14 protein-coding genes and 1 other annotated feature (1 of these 15 running past the window's edge) are annotated in these 21,871 nt (G+C 50.8%); of the genes, 11 read left to right on the forward strand and 3 right to left on the reverse strand.

Features of this window, described 5'->3' with window-relative positions; translation table 11 throughout:
• Nucleotides 1-7: a binding site (T-box leader), on the forward strand (it extends 220 nt beyond the left edge of the window).
• Between the two features lie 165 nt (nucleotides 8-172).
• Both tyrS and BLR64_RS14040 read left to right on the forward strand, forming a co-directional pair.
• Entirely contained in the window at nucleotides 173-1,435 is a 1,263-nt protein-coding gene (gene tyrS / locus BLR64_RS14035) for a tyrosine--tRNA ligase (protein WP_090715075.1), read from the forward strand.
• 176 nt (nucleotides 1,436-1,611) lie between these two features.
• Nucleotides 1,612-1,809: a hypothetical protein gene (locus BLR64_RS14040; RefSeq protein ID WP_090715021.1), complete on the forward strand. Its 198-nt coding sequence runs from the start codon at nucleotides 1,612-1,614 to the stop codon at nucleotides 1,807-1,809.
• A gap of 200 nt (nucleotides 1,810-2,009) precedes the next feature.
• Here the strand turns inward: BLR64_RS14040 and BLR64_RS14045 are convergent, their stop codons facing one another.
• Nucleotides 2,010-2,195 (reverse strand): hypothetical protein, encoded by a 186-nt coding sequence (locus tag BLR64_RS14045; protein WP_090715023.1) that lies wholly within the window; start codon nucleotides 2,193-2,195, stop codon nucleotides 2,010-2,012.
• A 291-nt stretch (nucleotides 2,196-2,486) separates the two neighbouring features.
• On the opposite strand from BLR64_RS14045, the gene BLR64_RS14050 reads away from it, so the two are divergent.
• Nucleotides 2,487-3,209, forward strand: a complete 723-nt coding sequence (locus tag BLR64_RS14050) for a GntR family transcriptional regulator (protein WP_090715025.1) — start codon at nucleotides 2,487-2,489, stop codon at nucleotides 3,207-3,209.
• A 67-nt stretch (nucleotides 3,210-3,276) separates the two neighbouring features.
• Here the strand turns inward: BLR64_RS14050 and BLR64_RS14055 are convergent, their stop codons facing one another.
• A complete protein-coding gene (locus tag BLR64_RS14055; protein ID WP_167360679.1) occupies nucleotides 3,277-4,668 on the reverse strand; it encodes an ATP-binding protein in 1,392 nt (463 codons plus the stop codon).
• Nucleotides 4,669-4,991: 323 nt separating this feature from the next.
• Between BLR64_RS14055 and BLR64_RS14060 the strand changes: the two genes are divergently transcribed.
• The 5 genes from BLR64_RS14060 (at nucleotide 4,992) to BLR64_RS14080 (ending at nucleotide 14,999) form a co-directional block, all read left to right on the forward strand.
• Nucleotides 4,992-7,376: a phosphoketolase family protein gene (locus BLR64_RS14060; protein WP_244157703.1), complete on the forward strand. Its 2,385-nt coding sequence runs from the start codon at nucleotides 4,992-4,994 to the stop codon at nucleotides 7,374-7,376.
• Nucleotides 7,377-7,997: 621 nt separating this feature from the next.
• A complete protein-coding gene (locus BLR64_RS14065; RefSeq protein ID WP_090715029.1) occupies nucleotides 7,998-9,890 on the forward strand; it encodes a serine hydrolase in 1,893 nt (630 codons plus the stop codon).
• 265 nt (nucleotides 9,891-10,155) lie between these two features.
• Entirely contained in the window at nucleotides 10,156-10,989 is an 834-nt protein-coding gene (licT, locus tag BLR64_RS14070) for a BglG family transcription antiterminator LicT (protein ID WP_090715030.1), read from the forward strand.
• Between the two features lie 115 nt (nucleotides 10,990-11,104).
• Entirely contained in the window at nucleotides 11,105-13,012 is a 1,908-nt protein-coding gene (locus BLR64_RS14075) for a beta-glucoside-specific PTS transporter subunit IIABC (protein ID WP_090715032.1), read from the forward strand.
• A 514-nt stretch (nucleotides 13,013-13,526) separates the two neighbouring features.
• On the forward strand, nucleotides 13,527-14,999 hold the full coding sequence (locus BLR64_RS14080; RefSeq protein WP_167360680.1) for a glycoside hydrolase family 1 protein: 1,473 nt from the start codon (nucleotides 13,527-13,529) through the stop codon (nucleotides 14,997-14,999).
• A 1,057-nt stretch (nucleotides 15,000-16,056) separates the two neighbouring features.
• On the opposite strand, the gene BLR64_RS14085 is transcribed toward BLR64_RS14080, so the two are convergent.
• Complete coding sequence (locus BLR64_RS14085) at nucleotides 16,057-18,051, reverse strand: beta-galactosidase (RefSeq protein ID WP_279615464.1); 1,995 nt, start codon at nucleotides 18,049-18,051, stop codon at nucleotides 16,057-16,059.
• A 241-nt stretch (nucleotides 18,052-18,292) separates the two neighbouring features.
• On the opposite strand from BLR64_RS14085, the gene BLR64_RS14090 reads away from it, so the two are divergent.
• From BLR64_RS14090 to BLR64_RS14100, 3 genes are read left to right on the forward strand one after another with little or no spacing between them, the layout of a single operon-like run.
• Nucleotides 18,293-19,261: an ABC transporter permease gene (locus tag BLR64_RS14090; RefSeq protein WP_068729168.1), complete on the forward strand. Its 969-nt coding sequence runs from the start codon at nucleotides 18,293-18,295 to the stop codon at nucleotides 19,259-19,261.
• 15 nt (nucleotides 19,262-19,276) lie between these two features.
• Nucleotides 19,277-20,164: a carbohydrate ABC transporter permease gene (locus tag BLR64_RS14095; protein WP_090715035.1), complete on the forward strand. Its 888-nt coding sequence runs from the start codon at nucleotides 19,277-19,279 to the stop codon at nucleotides 20,162-20,164.
• A 42-nt stretch (nucleotides 20,165-20,206) separates the two neighbouring features.
• The gene (locus tag BLR64_RS14100; RefSeq protein ID WP_244157704.1) at nucleotides 20,207-21,844 is read left to right on the forward strand and encodes an extracellular solute-binding protein; all 1,638 of its coding nucleotides are present in this window, start codon (nucleotides 20,207-20,209) and stop codon (nucleotides 21,842-21,844) included.
• Nucleotides 21,845-21,871 lie beyond the last annotated feature (27 nt).

A 21,871-nucleotide genomic window follows, 5' to 3' on the forward strand; every position in this document is an offset into this window, starting at 1 on the left:
CCCTGTGTCTGAATAGACAAGGGGCGATTTTTTGCGTTTGCCGGGCTGACGGCCTGTTTGCCGAATATACAGCTGTTAACGGTCCGCAGAACTTTACCACAACCCGGATGATGCTCATCCTCCAACGTATCTCACTAACCATACCTGATCACTGACAAAGGGGCTGTACATGTTGAATATTATTGATGAACTGGAATGGCGCGACGCCATTAATCAGCAGACGGATGCGGAAGGGCTGCGGGAATTAACGAATACTAAGGCGGTTTCGCTGTATTGCGGCGTAGACCCGACCGGAGACAGTATGCATATCGGGCATCTGATCCCGTTTATGGTGCTGAGACGCTTTCAGCTGGCCGGGCACCGTCCGGTGATTCTGATCGGCGGTGCTACCGGAACAATCGGTGATCCGAGCGGACGACAGAGCGAGCGCTCCCTGCAGACTCTGGAGCAGGTGCAGGAGAACGTGGATGCGCTGACTGCGCAGATGAAGAAGCTGTTTATCTCCGAGGATGACGCCAACCAGGTTCGTCTGGTTAACAACTACGACTGGACCAAGAATATCAATGTGATTGAATTTCTGCGCGACTTCGGCAAAAACTTCAGCATCAACACGATGCTATCCAAGGATGTAGTCTCCAGCAGGCTGGACAGCGGAATTTCGTTCACCGAGTTCTCGTACCAGATTCTGCAGTCGATCGACTACCTGCACCTGTACAAGCATGAGGATGTGCAGCTGCAGATCGGCGGCTCCGACCAATGGGGCAATATCACAAGCGGTCTGGACCTGATCCGTAAAAAAGAAGGCAACGAAGCCAAAGCGTTCGGCCTCACCATCCCGCTGATGCTTAAGGCTGACGGCACCAAGTTCGGCAAAACCGCCGGCGGCGCTGTGTGGCTCGATCCGAAGAAAACTACCCCTTATGAGTTCTACCAGTTCTGGGCGAACACGGATGACCGGGATGTAATCAAATACCTCAAGTATTTCACGTTCCTTAGCAAAGAGGAGATCGAAGCTCTTGCAGCCAAGGTTGAATCCGAGCCGCACAAACGGGAAGCGCAGAAGGCACTTGCAGAAGAAATGACCCGGTTCGTGCATGGTGAAGCGCTGCTGGAGCAGGCGAAGCGGATTACTGCCGCCCTGTTCAGCGGCGACATCCGCTCCCTGACCGCTGATGAGATTGAGGAAGGCTTCAAGGAAATGCCTACCTATACCGCCACTAACGAAACGAAGAATATCGTGGAATGGCTGGTTGACCTTGGCATTGAGCCGTCCAAGCGCCAGGCGCGTGAGGACATCACCAAGGGAGCTATTTCGATCAACGGCGAACGTGTCAATGAGCTGGAGGTTGATATTACCGCCGGGCACGCTATCGGCGGCAAGTTCATCATCGTCCGCAAGGGCAAGAAAAACTACAGCCTGGTAAAACTGGTTTAAGCTGCGGGCGGCGGATTAGAGGCGAAAATGCCCTGATCCGCCGCTTTTGTGTTTGAAGGGAAGTTATGAAGGAGATATTTTGAGTGTGATGCGGCGGATTGCACAAAAAGACTGAGATCCGGCAGATAAGGGGGAATATCCCACTAAGTGTGCCGTTGAAGGGCTGAACACCAGAAATGAAAGGGAAAAATCCCTTTGATTCGGCTGCAATCGGCTCAAACGCCGAAATGAAAGGGAAAAGTCCCTTTGAATCAGCTACAACTAGCCTAAACGCCGAAATGAAAGGGAAAAATCCCTTTGATTTAGCCGCAACTAGGCTAAACGCTGAAATGAAAGGGAAAACTCCCTTTCCTTTAATGAATGAAGGTAACTAGTCTTAAGGTTTCTGACGAGGGTGAGTTGGTTCAAGGTAACCGGTGGACGGTGTGATGTGGTTAAAGGGACTCACTAGTATGGGCATTACGTATATTACCTTAGTTTTCATTTACACATTGATAATAATTATCAATTGATCAATTGATTTACAGTGTACCATACACCCTGTTATTCACTGTTTTCTCTTGCAGGACGCCGTTTAGTCTTCCAGCTGCTCCAGCTCATCCTCCAGCCCGGCCAGCTTCTTCCGGATGGCGGCGGCAAGCTCCACATCGCCGGCTTCTTCAGCCTGCGCTAATGCGTCCTGAGCTAAGCTGATCTGATACTCCAGATAGGTGTAATCCGATGAAGCTCCGGTGCGGGCTGATCGTTGCGAATAGGTCATAATCTCATAGCTCCTTTTTTACATGGCAGGATCGTTTCTTGGCTGTTGCCATTAGTATGTCCATATTACTAGCTTCTCGGGATACGCTCAACCTGTGAACGTTCAAAAACTATCAGCAGCTGCTTAACCCTCTGCACCGGAAAGAACACCTGCAGCAGTCCAAGGCTCCCGGTAAGCTCCACTAACCGGTACATGAAACATGGCGTTTCTGTATAAACTGTGCGCTGATTATGATATATTTAACAGTAAGCTTTACGAAGTGACAGCAACAGACCTGAAAGGGAGTACTTCATGACACAATTTGTTTACAAGCAGATTATTGATGACCTCAAAATGAAAATTTTTGCCGGAGAATATCCGGATATGCGCCTGCCGGATGAACGGACGCTCAGTGAGACCTACCAGGTCAGCCGCAGCTCAATCAAACGGGCGCTCGCCAAAATGGAGAGTGTCGGCATTATTTTCAAAAAACGGGGCTCAGGCACCTTTATCAATCCCTTGTACATAAAAAATGAATCCATCTTCAATTATGAAGGCTCTAATCTGGGAGTTACCGACAATTTCCAGATGCACGGAACGAAACCCAAAGTCAAGGTGCTGAGTTTCGAGGTTATTCCTCCGACCAAAGAGCTGCAGCGGGATTTGTTCCTCGGGCCCCATGATTTTGTGTACAAAATCGTCCGGCTCCGGCTGTTCGACGATGAACCGTTCATGATTGAAACAGGCTACATCCCGATCAAGATTGTCCAGGATCTCAACCAGACGATTATTGAAGGCTCGATCTTTAATTATCTGGAGGATTCGCGCAATCTCGCTGTCACCAAATCATTCCTGTCTGTTTTTGCAGAGCCGTCAGAGCCTCATGACCAGGAGCTGCTGCACCTGTCACCGAATGAGCCTGTAAGTATCATGGAAGGGATTTTCTTCCTCGATAACGGCACTCCGCTTGAATTCTCACATATGAGATTCCACTACAAATATCTGAAGTTTAATACCTTTGTATCCGTCACGTAGGTGCAGGTCCGGGAAATGTCCCGGACTTCTTTTTTTGCGGGGAGAGAATGGGGGGAAACAGCGATAACTATAAGCAGTCCTCATAGGCACCAAACGCAGCTGTAAAAGTAACCGTCGTGCCTGTTTGGCCAGAGTCTGCGGAATCGATACGGATCTCTCCGTTCATCAGTTCTACAATCCGCTGGCAGATCGCCAGTCCCAGTCCGGTGCCTTCTGTCTGCCGGGTTTTACCGGAATCAGCCCGGTAGAAAGGAAGAAACAGCTGGCTGCACATCTCCGGAGGTATACCGATGCCGGTATCCTGAACCGTAAACTGCAGCCGGATTGTATCACTGGTAGCTGCAATAAGGAGTACTGTAACAGAAATTTTCCCCTCCTCTGTAAATTTAACGGCATTCCCCAATAAGTTAAGCAGAACCTGCCTGAGCCGCCCGTCATCCCCGACAAGGATTTCCGGAATATCAGGATCAACCGACAAGTCTACCTCCAGCTGTTTGTTCCGGATTGCTACAATGAGCAGATCCAGCGTCTCCGCAATGGATTCCCGCACACTGAATGCTTCAGACAGCAGCTGACCGAAACCGGACTCCAGCTTACTGTAATCCAGAATATCGTTCACGATCCGCAGCAGTGTCTTCCCGCTTCTCTGGATAGTGGCAACGTACTCCTTCTGCACATTCTCCAGCGGCGTTGCCGCCAGCAGTTCCGCCATGCCCAGCACACCGTTCATCGGCGTTCTGATCTCATGGTTCATCATGGCGATGAACTCATTTTTGGCCTGGTTGGCCATTTGCATAGCTTCCTTTTCGATTAGAAGATGCTTCTGCTCATTCAGCAGCTGTCTTTGTACAGACAGGGAGGGGAAAATAATTTCTTCTGCTGCTTGATGCTTATAAAGGGGCGATTTATAAAACTCGGTATCAGTCATGACATACTCATGCTCTCTGATAAGCCCGGTCTGCAGGGAAGCAGAAATCTCGTACGCATTATAGGCGCATACAGATACCATCCCGTATTCCCGCACAAAATCGGCTGTCTGCCGCTCGTAGGCCATCAGATTTTCCCGGATTGTGAGCTCATTGTGCTCCCCCCAGGTCAAGACATTGGCCCATGTGCGGAGGGAGTAGTCCTTCTGCTGGATTGCCGCGGTTATTTTCTCAAAATGAGACACGATGTGCTGGAAATTGAAATCTCCCCGGGAACCGTAATAATCAATGTTGTTGGCATAATGGAGATAGTGAAGCCTGTCGGCCAGACTGCTGCTGCCCAGCTTTTCCAGGATCGTCTCATAAACGCCGGCCTGCTCAATAAACAAAATGTGATGATTGTGCTCAATTGCCGTTGTGATATATGAAAGAGCATTATCAATATAACGATCATAATCCTCAAACAGATAGATGATGTGTCCGCCGTCTGTAACACTTGTTAAAGAATTTAACGTTATTGCCTGTCTGCTCATAATGGGGCTCCTCATTGCTGCAAGTTTATCTATTACTATAATTGAAAATAATATCTTCGTCACTTTTTCTTCAGCTGGCGGGGAAACATTACTATGAATCCTTTTATTTACTAATTATTGAATGTAAGAAACTGGCTAAATACATAGCGGAAGAGCGTTTTCCCAGACAATTACCTGCACATTTCATACTATGTTCAAAATTTCACAAAATTGGACCGTATCACTTGTCTAAAAGGTTGTATTTATTTTTTTCAGAGGTATGATGTACCTGTAGAGAAAAAAGAATGGTAATTATAAATACAATCATTTAGGGAGTGGAGAAAATGGGATTATCGACCATGAATGTGGATTACTCATCAAAAACGTATCTGGAGAAGCTGGATGCTTACTGGCGGGCAACGAATTATATTTCCGTAGGACAGTTGTATTTGAAGGACAATCCGTTGTTAAGAGAACCGCTGAAGGATGCTGATGTCAAAATCAAACCGATCGGGCACTGGGGAACGATTCCCGGCCAGAACTTCATTTATGCCCATCTCAACCGCGTTATCACCAAATATGATCTGAACATGTTCTATATAGAAGGACCGGGCCACGGCGGCCAGGTTATGGTGTCGAATTCCTATCTGGACGGCAGCTACACCGAAATTTACCCGGAAATCACCCAGGATATCCCCGGTCTCAAAAAGCTGTTCAAGCAGTTTTCGTTCCCTGGCGGCGTAGCCTCCCATGCTGCACCTGAAACTCCGGGATCCATCCATGAGGGCGGTGAGCTTGGTTATTCCCTGTCGCACGGCGCCGGCGCAATTCTTGATAATCCGGACCTGATCTCGGCAGTAGTCATCGGAGACGGCGAGGCTGAAACCGGACCGCTGGCCGCATCCTGGTTCTCCAACCGCTTCATCAACCCGGTTACTGACGGTGCTGTACTCCCGATTCTGCACCTGAACGGCTTCAAGATCAGCAACCCGACGATTCTCTCCCGCCAGTCACGGGAAGAAATCACAGCTTATTTCACCGGCATGGGCTGGGAGCCGTTCTTCGTGGAAGGTGAAGATCCGGAGCAGATGCACCCTGAAATGGCTAAGGTACTGGATACAATCGTGGAAAGAATTGCGGCGATCCAGAAAAATGCGCGTGAGAACAACGACCTTACCCGTCCGCTATGGCCAATGCTTGTCTTCCGTTCCCCTAAAGGCTGGACCGGACCTGCACAGTGGGATGGCGTACCGAACACAGGCTCCTTCCGGGCCCATCAGGTGCCGATCCCGGTTGACCAGAAGAATATGAAGCATGCACCGGCACTGCTGGACTGGATGCACAGCTACAGACCGGAAGAGCTGTTCGATGAAAACGGCCGTCTGTTTGCCGAAATTGCTGAAATTCTGCCTACCGGCAACAGACGAATGGGGATGAACCCTGTTACGAATGCCGGCAACCTGATCAAGGACCTGAATCTGCCTGATTTTGCGGACTATGCGCTGGACAATGCTGTTCCGGGCCAAGTGGTGGCACAGGATATGGCGGTTCTCGGTAAATACCTGAAAGAGGTTGTCCTGCGCAACGAGCCTAATCGCAACTTCCGGATCTTCGGGCCGGATGAAACGATGTCCAACCGTCTCGCACCGGTGTTTGAAGTTACCAAACGCCAGTGGCTGGATCAGGTTATTGAGCCGAACGATGAATTCCTGGCTTCCTATGGCCGTGTTATCGATTCCCAATTGTCGGAGCATCAGGCGGAAGGCTTGCTGGAAGGATATGTGCTGACCGGACGCCACGGCTTCTTCCATAGCTATGAAGCGTTCCTGCGTGTAGTGGATTCGATGATTACACAGCACTTCAAATGGCTGCGCAAGGCAACCGATCAGGGCTGGCGCGCTGACATCCCGTCACTGAATGTGGTGGCAACCTCGACTGTATTCCAGCAGGACCATAACGGCTACACTCATCAGGACCCGGGTCTGCTCGGCCACCTGGCTGACAAGAAACCGGAATTCATCCGTGAATATCTGCCGGCCGATGCGAACTCCCTGCTGGCTGTATTCGACACTGTGCTGAATGACCGCCAGAAGATCAACCTGATCGTTTCCTCCAAGCATCCGCGTCCGCAATGGTTCAGTGTGGCAGAGGCGCAGGAGCTGGTAGATAAAGGGCTGAAGATTATCGACTGGGCAAGCACAGACAAGGGCGGCGAGCCTGATGTGGTCTTTGCTTCCGCAGGTACAGAGCCGACCATTGAAAGCCTGGCGGCGATCTCCATCCTGAATGAGAAATTGCCTGAGCTGAAGATCCGTTATATCAACGTAGTGGACCTGCTGAAGCTGAGAAGCCAGAAGCTCGATCCGCGCGGCCTGTCCGACGAAGAGTTTGATCAATTTTTCACAAAAGACAAACCAGTGATCTTCGCGTTCCATGGCTATGAAGGCCTGATTAAAGACCTGTTCTTCGACCGTCACAATCACAATCTGCATGTGCACGGCTACCGCGAGAACGGTGACATCACCACTCCGTTTGACATGCGCGTGCTGAATCAGATGGACCGCTTCGACCTGACGAAGGAAGCTGTACTGAGCCTGCCTGAGTCGCCAGTGCATACTGCTATCGCAGCTGAGATGGATGCCATGGTTAAGAAGCACAATGCATTCATCCGCGAAGAAGGCATTGACCTGCCGGAGGTTGAAAGCTGGGTTTGGAAGGGTTTGAAATAAGTTTGGTAGATTGAATTTGAAGGCCTGCTCCCGTGTTGGGGGCAGGCTTTTTTTGCTCAAGGCAAAGATGGCAAAGGCAAGAAATACTTGGGCGGGTAAGCATATCATTTGCGTGGATTCACCTGCGTAAGCGAATGTGGCTGGTAGCCGGTGCAGTGTGCTGAATACAGAGTGCTGAATACAGAGTGCTGAATGCTGAGTGCTGAATGCTGCTAACGGACCGTACAGCCTTTATTTGGTTTGTGGAGAGCATTTTCACAATCTAACGGACCGTAATGCGCTTATTGCTCCAAATGGGCGATAATTTGGGCGAAATCCGGCGAATAAGCGCACTGGAGTCCGTTAGCCTGTCAAAGGTGAATATTCCGCATAGACAAGAGCGCTGGTGTCCGTTAGAGCATGGTGCAGGATGGATAATTATGTTTTTGGGGGATGAAGACTGGACGGTTTGCGATTCGGTCTTAAAAGTTAGACACACGTACAATTTCCGTAGCACTATATGCTGAGTAAGTTGTTAAAGGAAAATTTTTGCACCGCATTCCCGGTTAAAACGTAGTAGCAGTTATACGTGCATATGGGATTAATTTACTATAATACCAGCGTTGCAAAAGGAGGCTGTACATGAACCTGAGAAGATGGTTTGCCTTATTTAAGCAGCAGGTTATCTGCCTGACGGCTATTTTATTACTGCTGTCCGCAGGATTTCCTGCGTATGCGGCGGAAGGAGGGGCGGCGGCTAACGATGAAAGCCCTTCCGGAATCAGGCTGTCTGCACTTGAAGCCGTTATTGATTCTTACATAACTACTGCCCGTAAGGTAAATACTGCTGCAGTATCCGTTGCCGTCGTCAACAACGGAGGGACTATATTTAACAAAGGCTACGGCTTAGCCGATGTGGAGCACAATGTTGCTGCCGATACGGACACGGTCTTTGAATGGGGCTCCGTCACGAAGCTGCTGGTCTGGACGAGTGTGATGCAGCTGATGGAGCAGGGCAAGCTGGATTTGCAGACGGATATACGGGAATATCTGCCGGAGGGCTTTTTCCGGAAGCTGAAATACGATGAGCCGATTACACTGCTGAATCTGATGCATCATAATGCGGGCTGGCAGGACAGGTATACCGATTTGTTTTATATGGAGAAAGATGATGTACCCGATTTATATGAAGCGCTGCGTATCTATGAACCCCGGCAGGTGTATAAACCGGGTGCGGTAGTAGCTTACTCCAATTACGGTGCTGCCCTGGCAGGTTACATTGTTGAACTGCAGAGCGGAATGCCGTTTTATACATATGTTAAAGAGCATATTTTTGAGAGCTTGGGAATGAATGCTACTTCCCTTCACCCGACGCTGCAGGACAATTCTTTTGTTGCAGCTGCAAGAAGCAGGATTCAGGGATATACAGCTGAGCGGGAGCTGATCAAGAAGAATATTACACATATGGGGATATATCCGGCAGGCGGTGCTATCGGCACCACAGCAGATGCAGCGAAATTTATGGCTGCGCTTATACCGCCGGCAGGGAGCAGAAGTCCGCTTTTTCGGAGCAATGAAACCCTTAAGCAGATGCTGACGCCAAGTCTGATGTATGAAGGTACTGATGTGCCACGGATTGCCCACGGATTTTTTGTAAATGAGCATGCAGTCCGCACGCTGGAGCATGGCGGAAATACCTGGGCTTTTTCGAGCAATTTCGTATTCGACCCTGTTTCGGGGTTCGGGATGATCGTCATGGTTAACCAGCAAAATGAGGGCCAGTACTGCGCAGGGCTTGTTGACAGAGTTTTTGGTACTTACACACCAGCGGCTTACAGCGGCGAGCTGCCGGACAGCTCAGAGGTAGAAGGGACTTACATACGTGCACGCCGGGTCATTCACGGGTTCGGCAAAATGATTGAATATCTCAATCTGGCCTATATTGAACCTGTTAATACACGGGTATCCAGCTGGAATGGTGATCCTTACAATCAGTTTGCGCCTTATGCCTATAACAAGATTTACTCGTCGGGTATCGACTATTTTATAAGGGATGATCAGGGGAATATTATCAAGCTTTCAAATATGTATGGGGATTATTTGCCGCTTACCGGATTCTCTGCACAAAGCATCGGAATATCGCTCATTGTTCTGGGGATTGGTACAGTTATTACCCTATTTGCAATTATTTATGAATCTATTAGCTGGATCATACGACGTTTTAAGAGAATGCGCAAACCGGGGTCCGGGTTGAATAAGTATTACATGTGGCTTAATGCAGCCGGTCTAGTCTATCTCTTGAACAATACCCTTATGTTTTTCCGGGCTATGAATACCACAGCCTACACCGGAGTGTATATTCATTTTGCACTGAATATTGTCTATATTCTGCTGGCCGCAGGATATATTGTGCTGCTATTACTGAAGCTCCGGCGCTCGAACAGCAGAAGAATGAGGAAGGTATTGTACGTGCTGTCCGGCCTGTCGGCTGTATTGTTCAGTGCGCTGATTATCGGATGGGATTTATACTTTTAGTATAGTGCAGCGGATGCATAGTTCAGACAGCGGCTGGTTAAAATTAGGCTACAGCAGACCGCGCAGGGGAGATAGGGAAGCAGGGAAGCAGCCTGAAGGCGGCCGGAACATTTTAAAAATGATGGTTGACACCGTTTTCAGCTTGTGCTAAATTGTTTCCGAGGCTTGTTACCGGTAATGCGGGCAAAACCACAGTGGGAATGATTCTGTCATATCCATTGTTGTTTTGCCCTTTTTTGATTCCTCAAACACAGGTGGGTTTATCGTGATCATCAAACAAATTTTTAACAACAACATCGTTAGTACGCTTGATGACAAGAACCAGGAGCTGCTTATTCTCGGCCGGGGTATCGGTTTCCAGTTCAAGGCAGGCGACATTATTGACGAAGGGCGGATTGAAAAAATCTTCCGTCTGCAGGATTCCTCCATCTACGAGCGCTTCAAAGCGATTGTTACTGAGGTTCCGATAGAAATTTTGCAGGTGACGGATGATATCGTCAGTCTTGCCCGTATGCAGCTGAATAAGCAGATCAGTGACGGGATTTACGTATCCCTGTCGGATCATATTAACTTTGCCGTACAGCGGATGGTGCGGGATCAGATTGTCCGTAACCCGCTGTCGTGGGAGGTGCAGCACTTCTATAAGGCTGAGTACGATGTGGCCAAGGAAGCGCTGACGATTCTCAGGGAACGTCTGGGGATTGATTTTCCGAAAGATGAGATTTGCAATATCGCCCTGCATTTCATAAATGCTGAAGTCAATGATTCGATGAACGATGTGACGCATCTGATGCAGCTGCTGCAGGAGATTATGAACATCATCAAATATCATTTCAGTGTCGATCTGGATGAGGACAGCGTCAACTATTTCAGATTCATTACGCATCTCAAATATTTCTGCCAACGGGTGATTACCCATTCCAGTCATGATGACACAGAGGAATATCTGTACGAGGTTGTCCGCAAGAATTATCCGGAGACCTTCAAGTGCATCATCAAGATCGAAACGTTTATCCTCAAAAACTATGATTATGTTATGACGCATTCCGAGCAGCTCTACCTGACGCTGCATCTGGAGCGGCTGATGAAAAGTAAATAACCAAGGGCTTGTTACTGTTCAATCAGGCAAAACCCGGATGAGGCACGGTACCCGTATGAGCGGAGACTGTGTGTTCGTTCGGGTTTTTTAGTTGCCAAAAATAGGGGGAAGTAAGATGAAACATCAGGAAACGGCACAGCAAATCGTCCAGTCCGTGGGCGGTGCGGATAATGTCAGCTCGGTTTACCACTGTGTAACCCGGCTGCGTTTTGAGCTTAAAGACAACAGCAAGGCCGATCAGGCTGCGCTCAAAAAGCTGGATATGGTCATGGGCACCAACATCTCGGGCGAGCAGTTCCAGGTCATCATCGGCAACGATGTGCCGAAGGTCTACGATGAGATGGTAAAAGCTTACCCGGCGCTTAAGCAGAGCGGGGAAAGCAGCAAAAAAGAGGATGGAAAGAAACAGAACGTCATCCTGAAAATATTTGAAACCATCGCGGGCGTATTTGCGCCGATGCTCCCGGCTATTACGGCTGCCGGTATCCTCAAAGGGCTGCTGGCCCTGTTCGTAACCTTGGAATGGCTGACAACCGGAACGGATACGTACCGGATTCTCTCCGCCATCGGTGACGGTGTGTTCTACTTCCTGCCGCTCCTGATCGCCTTCAGCGCAGCCCGGAAATTCGGCAGTAACCCGTTTATTGCAGTTGGAGTAAGTGCGGCACTGATGTATCCGGACATGGGGGCGTTATTGTCGAGCGGTAATCCGGTTGCTTTTCTGAACATTCCGGTTACTGCCGTATCGTATGCTTCATCCGTTATTCCGATCCTGCTGGCCGTATGGCTGCTTTCTTATGTGGAAAAGACGGTGGACCGATTCATTACACCATCGCTTAAATTGCTGCTTGTTCCGCTGATTTCGCTGCTTATTATGGTTCCTGTAACGCTGATTGCGATCGGACCGCTGGGAACCTTTATCGGTGACGGCTTGTCCGGCGGCATCAACTGGCTGCTGAATGAAGGCGGACTGATCTCCGGTATCGTCCTCGGAGGTGCAATGGCCCTGATTATTATGACGGGTATGCACTACGCGCTGGTTCCGGTTATCATCAGCAATCTGGCAACGCTTGGCTTCGACAAATTCCTGCCGCTGACCTACATTTCCAATATGGGGCAGGCTGGCGCGACTCTGGGCGTATTCTTCCGGGCAAAAGATAAAAAGCTGAAATCCGTAGCGCTCTCCACCAGCTTCACCGCGCTTATGGGTGTTACCGAGCCAGCTATGTATGGTGTGAACATGAAATATAAAAAGCCGTTCATCGCGGCAATGATTGGGAGTAGCGCAGGGGGCGGCTTTGCGCTGGCTTTTGGTGCCAAGGCGTACGCACTGGCCGGTAACGGCGGTATTCCGGGTCTTCCGGGACTGGTCGGCCAGACGTTCTGGTACGCTTTTGGCGGAATGGTTATTGCCTTTGTAGTCGGCGCTGTCGTTACAGTGCTGCTGGGAATCCAGGAAGAGGCGGATGACGCTGCACAGATTTCCGGCAATATTGCGGCAAAACCTGCTAATGAAGCACCGCAGTCTGCCGCTCCGGCAGTGGTTGAACTAGAGGCGGCCACTGCATCTGCGGATGCTACGGCTTATGCTCCCATGAGCGGTAAGGCGATTCCTCTGAAAGAGGTCAACGATCCTACGTTTGGCGATGAGCTGATGGGCAAGGGCATTGCTTTTGTACCGGCAGTCGGTGAGCTGGTATCTCCGGTCAGTGGTACAGTAATGAACGTATTCAAAACCAAACATGCCTTGGTGATCCGTGATGCGAACGGCATGGAGCTGCTGATTCACGTCGGCATCAACACCGTTAAGCTGCGCGGCCAGTTCTTCGAAGCGCATGTACAGACCGGTGATCAGGTGCAGGCCGGCGACAAGCTGCTGACCTTCGATCTGGAGCAGATTGCGCAGAACTATGATATTACGACCGCAATGGTTGTTACGAACACAGCTGATTACAAGCAGATTCTTCCGATCAAGCTGGGACCGGTTGGCTTTGGTGAGCCGGTGTTGCGGGCGGAGCTGTAGGGTGATTAGTGCGATTGGATTAGATTAGACGGTTTGACCTGCGGCTGCGCAGGGGAGTTCCATTTCCCGGGCAATTGCCCTTTGGTTTTATATACCAGGAGATGGATTTGCAGGCGCAGCAGATCCAGAGCACTTTTTACAAAAAAATATTATATAGATTGAACTTGAAAACTTGAATTAAGGGAAAAGTGGCGGAAGGAATTTTGGAACTGTAGGAGCGGAGCGTCCTCCTGAAAGCTTTTCGTAGAAAAGCTAGCTCCGGAAGCATAAGCTGTCTGCGGATTTCCACCGCGAACAGCGGTATCAAATCAAGAAATCTGCAGACAACAGCGGCCGGAGGTCCAAACATTCTCTGGAGTCACGGCCAACCCCAAAACGGAAAATTCACCAGTTATATCTATATAGTAGCAGTTAAATCCAAACATAACAGTAGCCGGAAGTCCAAATATTCATGGAGTCACGGCCAATCCCAAAATTTACACTTTATAGTTCAATCTATATAAAAACCAAGGAGATGAGCACATTGAGCATACAGCAGGGGTTTCCGGAAGGTTTTCTGTGGGGCGGCGCGATCGCGGCCAATCAGGCGGAGGGTGCTTTTGATGCCGACGGCAAAGGGCTGTCCACCGCGGATATGGTGCCTTATTTTAAGAAAAAGGATTATACCAATCTGAAAGAACTAATGCATGTCACCAGTGAATCCATTCAGCGCGCGATGCAGCACACTACGGCTGAAGGATATCCGAAGCGATACGGGATTGATTTTTACCACCGTTATAAGGAAGATATCGCTCTGTTCGGCGAGCTGGGCTTCAAGGTGTTCCGGATGTCGATTAACTGGGCGCGGATTTTCCCGAATGGGGATGATGCTGAGCCGAACGAAAAAGGGCTGCGGTTCTATGACGATATGTTCGACGAAATGCACAAGTACGGGATTGAGCCGCTGGTTACCATATCCCACTATGAAATGCCGATGTCGCTGGTGCTGAACTATGGCGGCTGGAGAAACCGCAAGGTGATCGCTTTTTATGAAAAGTATGCAGAAACTGTGATGACCCGGTACAAGGATAAGGTTAAGTATTGGCTTACCTTTAATGAGATCAACACGACCGTCATTGAACCGTTCACCGGCGGCGGTGTGGTTGAAGATACAGTCGATAATATCCGTGAAGCGTCTTACCAGGCGCTGCATCACCAGTTTGTGGCCAGCAGTCTGGCAACGAAAAAAGGCCGCGAGATCAATCCGGACTTCCGCATCGGCTGCATGCTGGCGCGCATGATTCACTATCCGGCGACCAGCAGTCCCGAAGACGTGTTGCAGGCACAGGTAGACAACCAGCTCAATCTGCTGCATACCGATGTGCAGGCGCGGGGCAGTTATCCTCCGTTTGTGAAGCGTTATTTTGCTGAAAATAACATTAATCTGGTTGTAGAGCCGGGAGACGAGCAGCTGCTGCGTGAGCACACTGTAGACTTTATCTCCTTCAGCTACTATACCTCGTTAATCTCTACAGTTGATCCGGAGAAATACGGCGTTACCGGCGGCAACCTGTTCAGTACGGTGAAGAATCCGAATCTGCAGGTAACCGAGTGGGGCTGGCAGCTTGATCCAATCGGACTGCGTATCGTGCTCAAAGAACTGTACGACCGTTACCGACTTCCGTTGTTCGTGGTGGAGAACGGTCTCGGGGCAAAAGATAAGGTGGAAGAAGACGGTTCAATCAACGATGATTACCGGATCGATTATCTGCGCAAGCACATTACTCAGGTGAAGGAAGCTGTTCTGGACGGCGTTGATGTGATGGGCTACACCAGTTGGGGGGCGATTGATATTATCAGCGCCTCGACCTCTGAAATGTCCAAGCGTTACGGTGTGATCTACGTGGATCAGGACGATGAGGGCAATGGCACGCTGAACCGGTTCAAAAAGAAAAGCTTTTTCTGGTACCAGAAGGCGATTGCCTCGAATGGTGCGGATCTGGACTAATAGCGGGGGGATGTGGGGCGGGAGCTTCGCTGCAGCATAGCTGTTCTAGTGCTGTGTAGAGCGATTAAGAGCTATTGATGAACTGTTGAAGAGCGTTGATAGAGCTATTGATTTATTGAGTTATTGAATGAGCTCTTAACAGCCTTGGCAGAGGCATCGCTTAGCCGGTTGTTTTGGCATTACCCTATTTAAAGTAGAAGGCCTTTTAACTGCAGTTTGTACAATTAAAAATGGTAACTTCCTGCCATCGCGCCATATAAGTGTATTCTGTGCAGCTATATCTGCCCGAATCGGCCGAAAGTGGGGTTATGCGGACATTTTAATTGTATGGAATGCACTTATATGTGTTTTCCATGCCAAAAGGGCTGTTGTAGTTGTATAAAGTGCAGCTATGTAGACTAATTGGTTGGCGGGAGTGATCTACAGGATATGCCTGAGCAAGCTAAGTGAAAATCGCCATCTATTTCTGCTCCAATTCCCCTGAATGAGGTTGTTAGTTGGAAAAACGGCACTTAGTTCGACTGTATCTACGCTAAAGTGGCTTAATGGGCGGAAATAGATGCTGTTTCTCTGGAATTAAGTGGCGAAAATCCAACTAGATTTCGGGGAGCCATAACTGCGTGAGTAAGCGAGTGGGTGGAAGTTAAGTGTGCGGGCAGACGTATGCTCATGAATGGGAAAGTTGAGTAACTAAGTGCTTATGGTAGGGCTAAATGGCCTACGCAGCTTGCCAATTAGCGGAATCAACCCTTAAACATTACTTACAACATTTAAAAAAGCAGTATGCAGCGGAATAAATCCGGCTGCATACTGCTTTTTTGCGATTTAACGGGTGTGGCAGGGTTATGGAGCCAACTGAGCGCGTCGAGCACGTACGACCAAGTATGTGAGACATAGGTGGGACGAGTGTGTGACGGCAAGCATGTGCGATCAAACAGGAGCACCCGTTCATGTACGGCCAACGCGCACATCCCCATTCCTGTGTGCCGGATTACATGCACCGGGTTTATTGCAGTATTCCCCGCTTCCGAATGATTCGCGGTGCACCGCCGCGCCCTTATTCCTCCAGCGCGATGAGCCGGTATTCATACGGCCCGAGCGTCAGCGGGCCGGCCGGCACAGCCCGGCCCGCCAGAGCATCCTGCCCGCTGCGCGGCAGGGTAACCCTGCCCCCGAGACCGTCCATGTTCACGACGGTCCACAGCTCGCCGCTGCTGCCGCGCCGCGGGCACACTACCGTGCCCGCGGTGACATCGCTGCGCAGCGTCACCCCGGCCCGGCCGGCGTAATGCCCGATCAGCGCGCGCAGCAGCTGATCGCCGTCCCCGCCGGCCGGCAAAGAGCCGAGCATGACGATGGCCCCCCGGCCATACTGCTGCTCGGTCGCAAAAGCCAGGCCCGGCGTCCGGCCCTCCGTGATCTCGCCGATCACGGAAGCCCCGCCGGGCAGCGGCTCAAACACCGCGCTCCATAAGGACAGCGGCGCGGACAGGCCAAAGGCCTTCCCGATGCTGCCGGTTCCCTCCATCGGGTAGACGTATTTGGTATGCACGCCTGCATACCGTTCCAGCTCACCCAGGGCCGCATCGGTATGCAGGGTGTGCTCGGCTGTGCGGCCCCCGCTTAGCGGGCCGGCGATCCAGATGCCGCCGGCTTCGGCGAACGCCAAGGCTTTTCCCACAAACTCCGGCGACAAATAATGCACAAAAGGAGTGAACAGCAGCTTATAGCCGCTGAGGCTGCCGCCTTCGGGAACCAGATCGCGATGGATGCCCATGTCCACAATCCGCTTATAGAAATCGCTCAGCAGAGAGCGGTAATTCAATTTCCGGTGCGGCTCTGTCGCAAGGAAAGCCTTTGTGCGGTCCGAATAGGTTACCGCAACCTCTGCCTGCACCGGCCGGGTCGCCAGCATATGCGGCTCGATGGCCAGCCGGGCCCGCGAAGCGGCCCGCACATTATCGAAGCCGAGCGCAGGTTCGCCCCAGGCACTGAGGATGGAGCTATGGGTCTGCTCGCTGCCTGAGCGCTGCTGCCGCCACAGCCAGTAGCAAAAAGCGCCTGCGCCCAGCGCATAGGCAGATACGGCTTCTGCAATGAGATAGCCGTCCGGATGCGGCTGTCCGTAGCTCGTAAGAGACCCGGCGTATGCCGGGCTTGTCTCAAGCAGCCAGAAATCCCGGCCGGGCTTGAAATTGCGCCACAGATCACAGTTCAGCAGATAGGCGTGCCGGTTGGCCTGGGAGGCATAGGTGTCATATGACGCGAAATCCAGCTCCCGGTATAGCTGCTCATTATCCAGATGAAAAGCAACGCTGCTGTTATGAGTGATTGGAACATCCGAATACCCGCGGAGAATGCCTGCCTGCTCTGCCGCAAATTCAGCGATTTTTTCCATCTGGAACAGCCGGTACATCGTAACGAGTGAGGAGTTATGCAGGAAGGGGGTTGCCACCGGCTGCGGCACCTGATCAAATGCCTGATAGGTATGGCTCCAGACGGCTGTTCCCCAAGCCTCATTCAGCCGGGCAATACTCCCGTAGCGCTGCTCCAGCCACTTATGCCACAGCACCTTACAGGTATCGCACACGCATTCCGCCACATGGGCTTTGAATTCGTTGTCGAGCTGCCAGGCCACAAGACCGGGCAGCCGGCCCAGCTCCCGGGCCAGATGTCCGGCTATGATGGCGGCCCGCTGCCGGAAATAAGGGTTGTTCGTGCAGATATGCTGCCGCGACCCGTGGTTCATAACGGCCCCGTCCGCCCGGACGAACAGCCGCTCGGGATGTCCGTGTGTCAGCCATATAGGCGGCGTTGCAGTGGGAGTACACATAATGGTATCAATGCCGTGATCATGCAGCTGGCGGATATGACCGGCAAACGGGCGGACATCGATAACATCCTCCTCCGGCTCCAGCTCTGACCAGATGAACTCGCCCATGCGGACCAGATTGATTCCGGTTTCCTTCATGAGCTGAAGATCGGCTTGCCGTTCAGCCTCCCCCCACAGCTCGGGGTACCATGCGGCGCCGTAATACAATTTATGCTTCACTAAGCATACCTCCAGGAGATTATAATGAGGGAATTGATCTTCCGGCATCATAGATGCTGCCTGCCAGGCCGGCAATAGTAAAGTTTTGCCCGCTTTGCACTTTTTTGAAGCGGATTGTACCGGTGCTGATGCAGGGCAGTCCAAAAAGTCTGATTGCCGGAAAAATCTGCCGCCGACATAATGGGAACCGTAGCCCCCTGAAGGCAAGCCGGGGCTGCATATTCAATCGGAGGTGAATGTAATGAAGCAAGGAGCGGCAATCGGAACAGCTGAAATACATGCTGCTTCAAATTACCGCAGCAGACGGGAGGTCTTCTTTAGACGCCTGAAGCGTGACAAATGGCTCTATATCCTGCTGACCCCGGGACTCCTGTATTTTCTGCTGTTTAAATACGTGCCAATGTGGGGAGTACTGCTCGCTTTCAAAGATTTTCAGCCTTTCCTGGGCTTCTGGAAAAGCGAATGGGTGGGTTTGGAACATTTCCGCACGTTTTTCCAGAATCCGGATTTCTTCATGCTGCTGCGCAACACCCTAGTATTGTCTCTGCTTAATCTGGTGTTCTTTTTTCCGGCACCGATTATACTGGCGCTGCTGCTGAATGAAATCAGGTTGTCCTTCTATAAGCGGACAATCCAGACGCTGATCTATGTGCCCCATTTCATTTCGATGGTTATTGTGGCGAGTATCTCCTATGTATTCCTGACAACTCAAGGCGGGGCAGTCAATGAATTCCTGTACACAGTTACAGGAAGCAAAATCGACTTTCTGGCTGATCCGAACTGGTTCAGGCCGCTGATTATCCTGCAGACGATCTGGAAGGAATGCGGCTGGGGCACCATCATTTTCCTCGCTGCGCTGGCCGGCGTTGATGTGGAGCAATATGAAGCTGCAGTAATGGACGGGGCGAGCCGCTGGCGGCAGATCTGGCATATCACATTGCCGGCAATCCGCAGCACTATTGTCATTCTGCTGATTCTGCGGATGGGTACCATTCTGGACAACGGCTTTGAGCAGATTTATCTGATGATGAATGCGCTTAACCGTGAAGTGGCCGAGGTATTCGACACGTATGTGTACGCACTCGGGATTACCCAGGGGGCATTCAGCTACAGTACGGCGGTCGGGCTGTTCAAGTCGGTCATCGGCGTTGTGCTGGTACTCGGCACCAACTGGCTCGCCAAGAAGTTCGGCGAATCAGGACTTTATTAGAAGGAGGCTGCGTGCGTGGTTAAGAAGCAATATCGAAGCGCCGGAGAGGTTACTTTTGACGTATTCAACTATTTAATACTTGGAATTATCGGAATCGCGGCCATCCTGCCGTTCCTGTTTGTAGTCGCCGGTTCGTTCGCGACGGAAGCGGAAATTACAAAGCGTGCGGTCTTCCTGATTCCGACAACAATCTCTTTTGACGCTTACAAATTCATCTTTTCTACAGATACGATTGTCCGAAGCATCGGGGTGTCGTTATATATAACGGTGATCGGAACCCTAGTGAATTTGTTCTTTACAGTCACCATGGCGTACCCGATGGCCAAACGGTACCTGATGGGCCGCAATCTGTTCCTTAATCTCGTTATTTTCACCATGCTGTTCGGGGGCGGCATGATTCCCACTTATCTGGTAATCCGTGACCTCCACCTGCTGGATACCCTGAATGCCTTGATTCTGCCTGGGGCAATCAGCGCCTTCAATCTGATTATCGTTAAAAACTTCTTCCAGGAGATTCCGGTCGAAATGGAGGAGGCGGCGCGGATTGACGGCTGCAGCGAGCTGGGTCTGCTATGGAAAATCGTACTGCCGCTCTCGAAGCCGGTGCTTGCGACCTTTACTCTTTTTTATGCCGTCGGACACTGGAACAACTTCTTCTCTGCGCTGTTATATATCAATGATCCGTCCAAGTGGCCGCTGCAGGTCATGCTGCGCCAGATCGTTATGCTGTCCCAGTCGGCAGCCGGCGATCTCAGCTCCATGGACCCGAATTTTGTACAGCCGCCGGAGCAGTCGATCAAAATGGCAGTTATCGTGGTCGGTACACTTCCGATTATGTGCGTCTATCCGTTTCTGCAAAAACACTTCGCCAAAGGGGTGATGCTCGGTTCGGTTAAAGGCTAAAAAGGTAAACATGTTATGCTAACAAATAAAGGGAGGCCAATCATGAAAAATCAAAGTTCAAAAGGAAAGAGTTCCATTAAATTCAAAAAGCGGTTGTTTACACTACTGTCAACAATTATGATTGTAAGTGTGATGTCAGGCTGCGGAAGCAACGGCGGAAACAATAATGCAGCAGGAACAAACGGGGCTGCAGGCAGTGAAGGAACAGCCAAGCCTGAAACAACAACGGGAGCAGAAGCAGAGAAACCGCTGGATCTGACGCTGATGCTGCCGATTTTTAAAACGAATTATCCGAAGGATGACAGCCCGGTTGCGGCCAAGCTGGAGGAGCTGACGGGTACGAACATCCATTTTGAATGGGTGCCAAATGCTTCGTATACCGATAAATTTAACATTACGCTTGCTTCAGGCAAGCTCCCCGATATTATTTATGTAGGCGATGTCAAGGCTTCAAGCTTTGTAAATGCAGCAAGATCGGGCGCTTTCTGGGAAGTTGGACCTTACCTCAAGGATTATCCTAACCTGAGCAAGGCCGACCCGGTTATTTTGAACAACTCGGCCATTGACGGCAAAAACTACGGGATTTACAGAGGCCGGGCGCTGGGCCGCAACGGTGTCGTATTCCGCAAAGACTGGCTGGAGAAGCTGGGGCTTGCGAATCCGCAGACCGTGGATGAATTCTACAATATGCTGAAAGCGTTTAAAGAGCAGGATCCGGACGGCAACGGCAAGGATGACACCTACGGCATGGTAATGGTGAAGTGGACAGGCGGCTGGGCCAGCGGCTTCGATACGATCAAGCTGTGGTTCGGTTCCCCGAACAGATGGGGTGTGCAGGATGGCAAGCTCGTTCCTGAGCATGAATATCCTGAATATTTGGAAGCGCTTGAATTTATGAAAAAGCTGTACGACGAGAAGCTGATTAACTCCGACTTCGCGGTTATGGACAGCTCCAAATGGAATGATCCGGTTGTGAACAACCAGGCCGGCGTTATTGTCGATGTAGTGGACACTGCGGCCCGTATTGACGACAAGATCCATGCTGCACTCCAAAAAGAAGGCAAAGACGAGCCTGACCGTCACTACATGGATGTCATGGGCGGCGTTACAGGGGCGGACGGACAGCTCCATACACTCCCTACCTCCGGATTCTCCGGTATGCTGGCTATTCCGAAATCCTCCGTCAAAACAGAGGATGAGCTGAAGCGTGTACTGGCCTTCCTGGATCAGGTGAACGACGGAGATCTGCAGACGCTGCTGGGATACGGGCTTGAGGGTGTCCATTACAACCTGGTAGATGGATTCGTTGAACGTTCAGCTGACACCGTCCTGCTCGAATCCGAAGTGGAAGGGCTTAACCAGATGATCCCTTATATTCCTGACGAGAATGCAAAGGACGCGAAGCAGATTAAACAGACCCCGCTGCGGGATAAACAAACCAAGGTGCAGGAAGAAAATAAAGCAACCATTGTTGTCAATCCGGCTGAAGCGCTGATCTCTACCGTATATACGCAAAAAGGCTCACAGCTTGATAATGTCATCAACGATGCGCGCATCAAGTATATTGTCGGACAAATTGACGAGGCCGGCCTGAAGGCAGCCTTTGATGTATGGCGGAAGACGGGCGGGGACGATCTGGTAAAAGAAATGAACGAATTGTACGCAAAGACGGCTAAATAGCGTCCGGCCGCGCTCCATGCACCGGCT

The sequence above is a fragment of the Paenibacillus typhae genome (assembly GCF_900099765.1).
In the GTDB taxonomy this organism is placed as follows: domain Bacteria; phylum Bacillota; class Bacilli; order Paenibacillales; family Paenibacillaceae; genus Paenibacillus_AQ; species Paenibacillus_AQ typhae.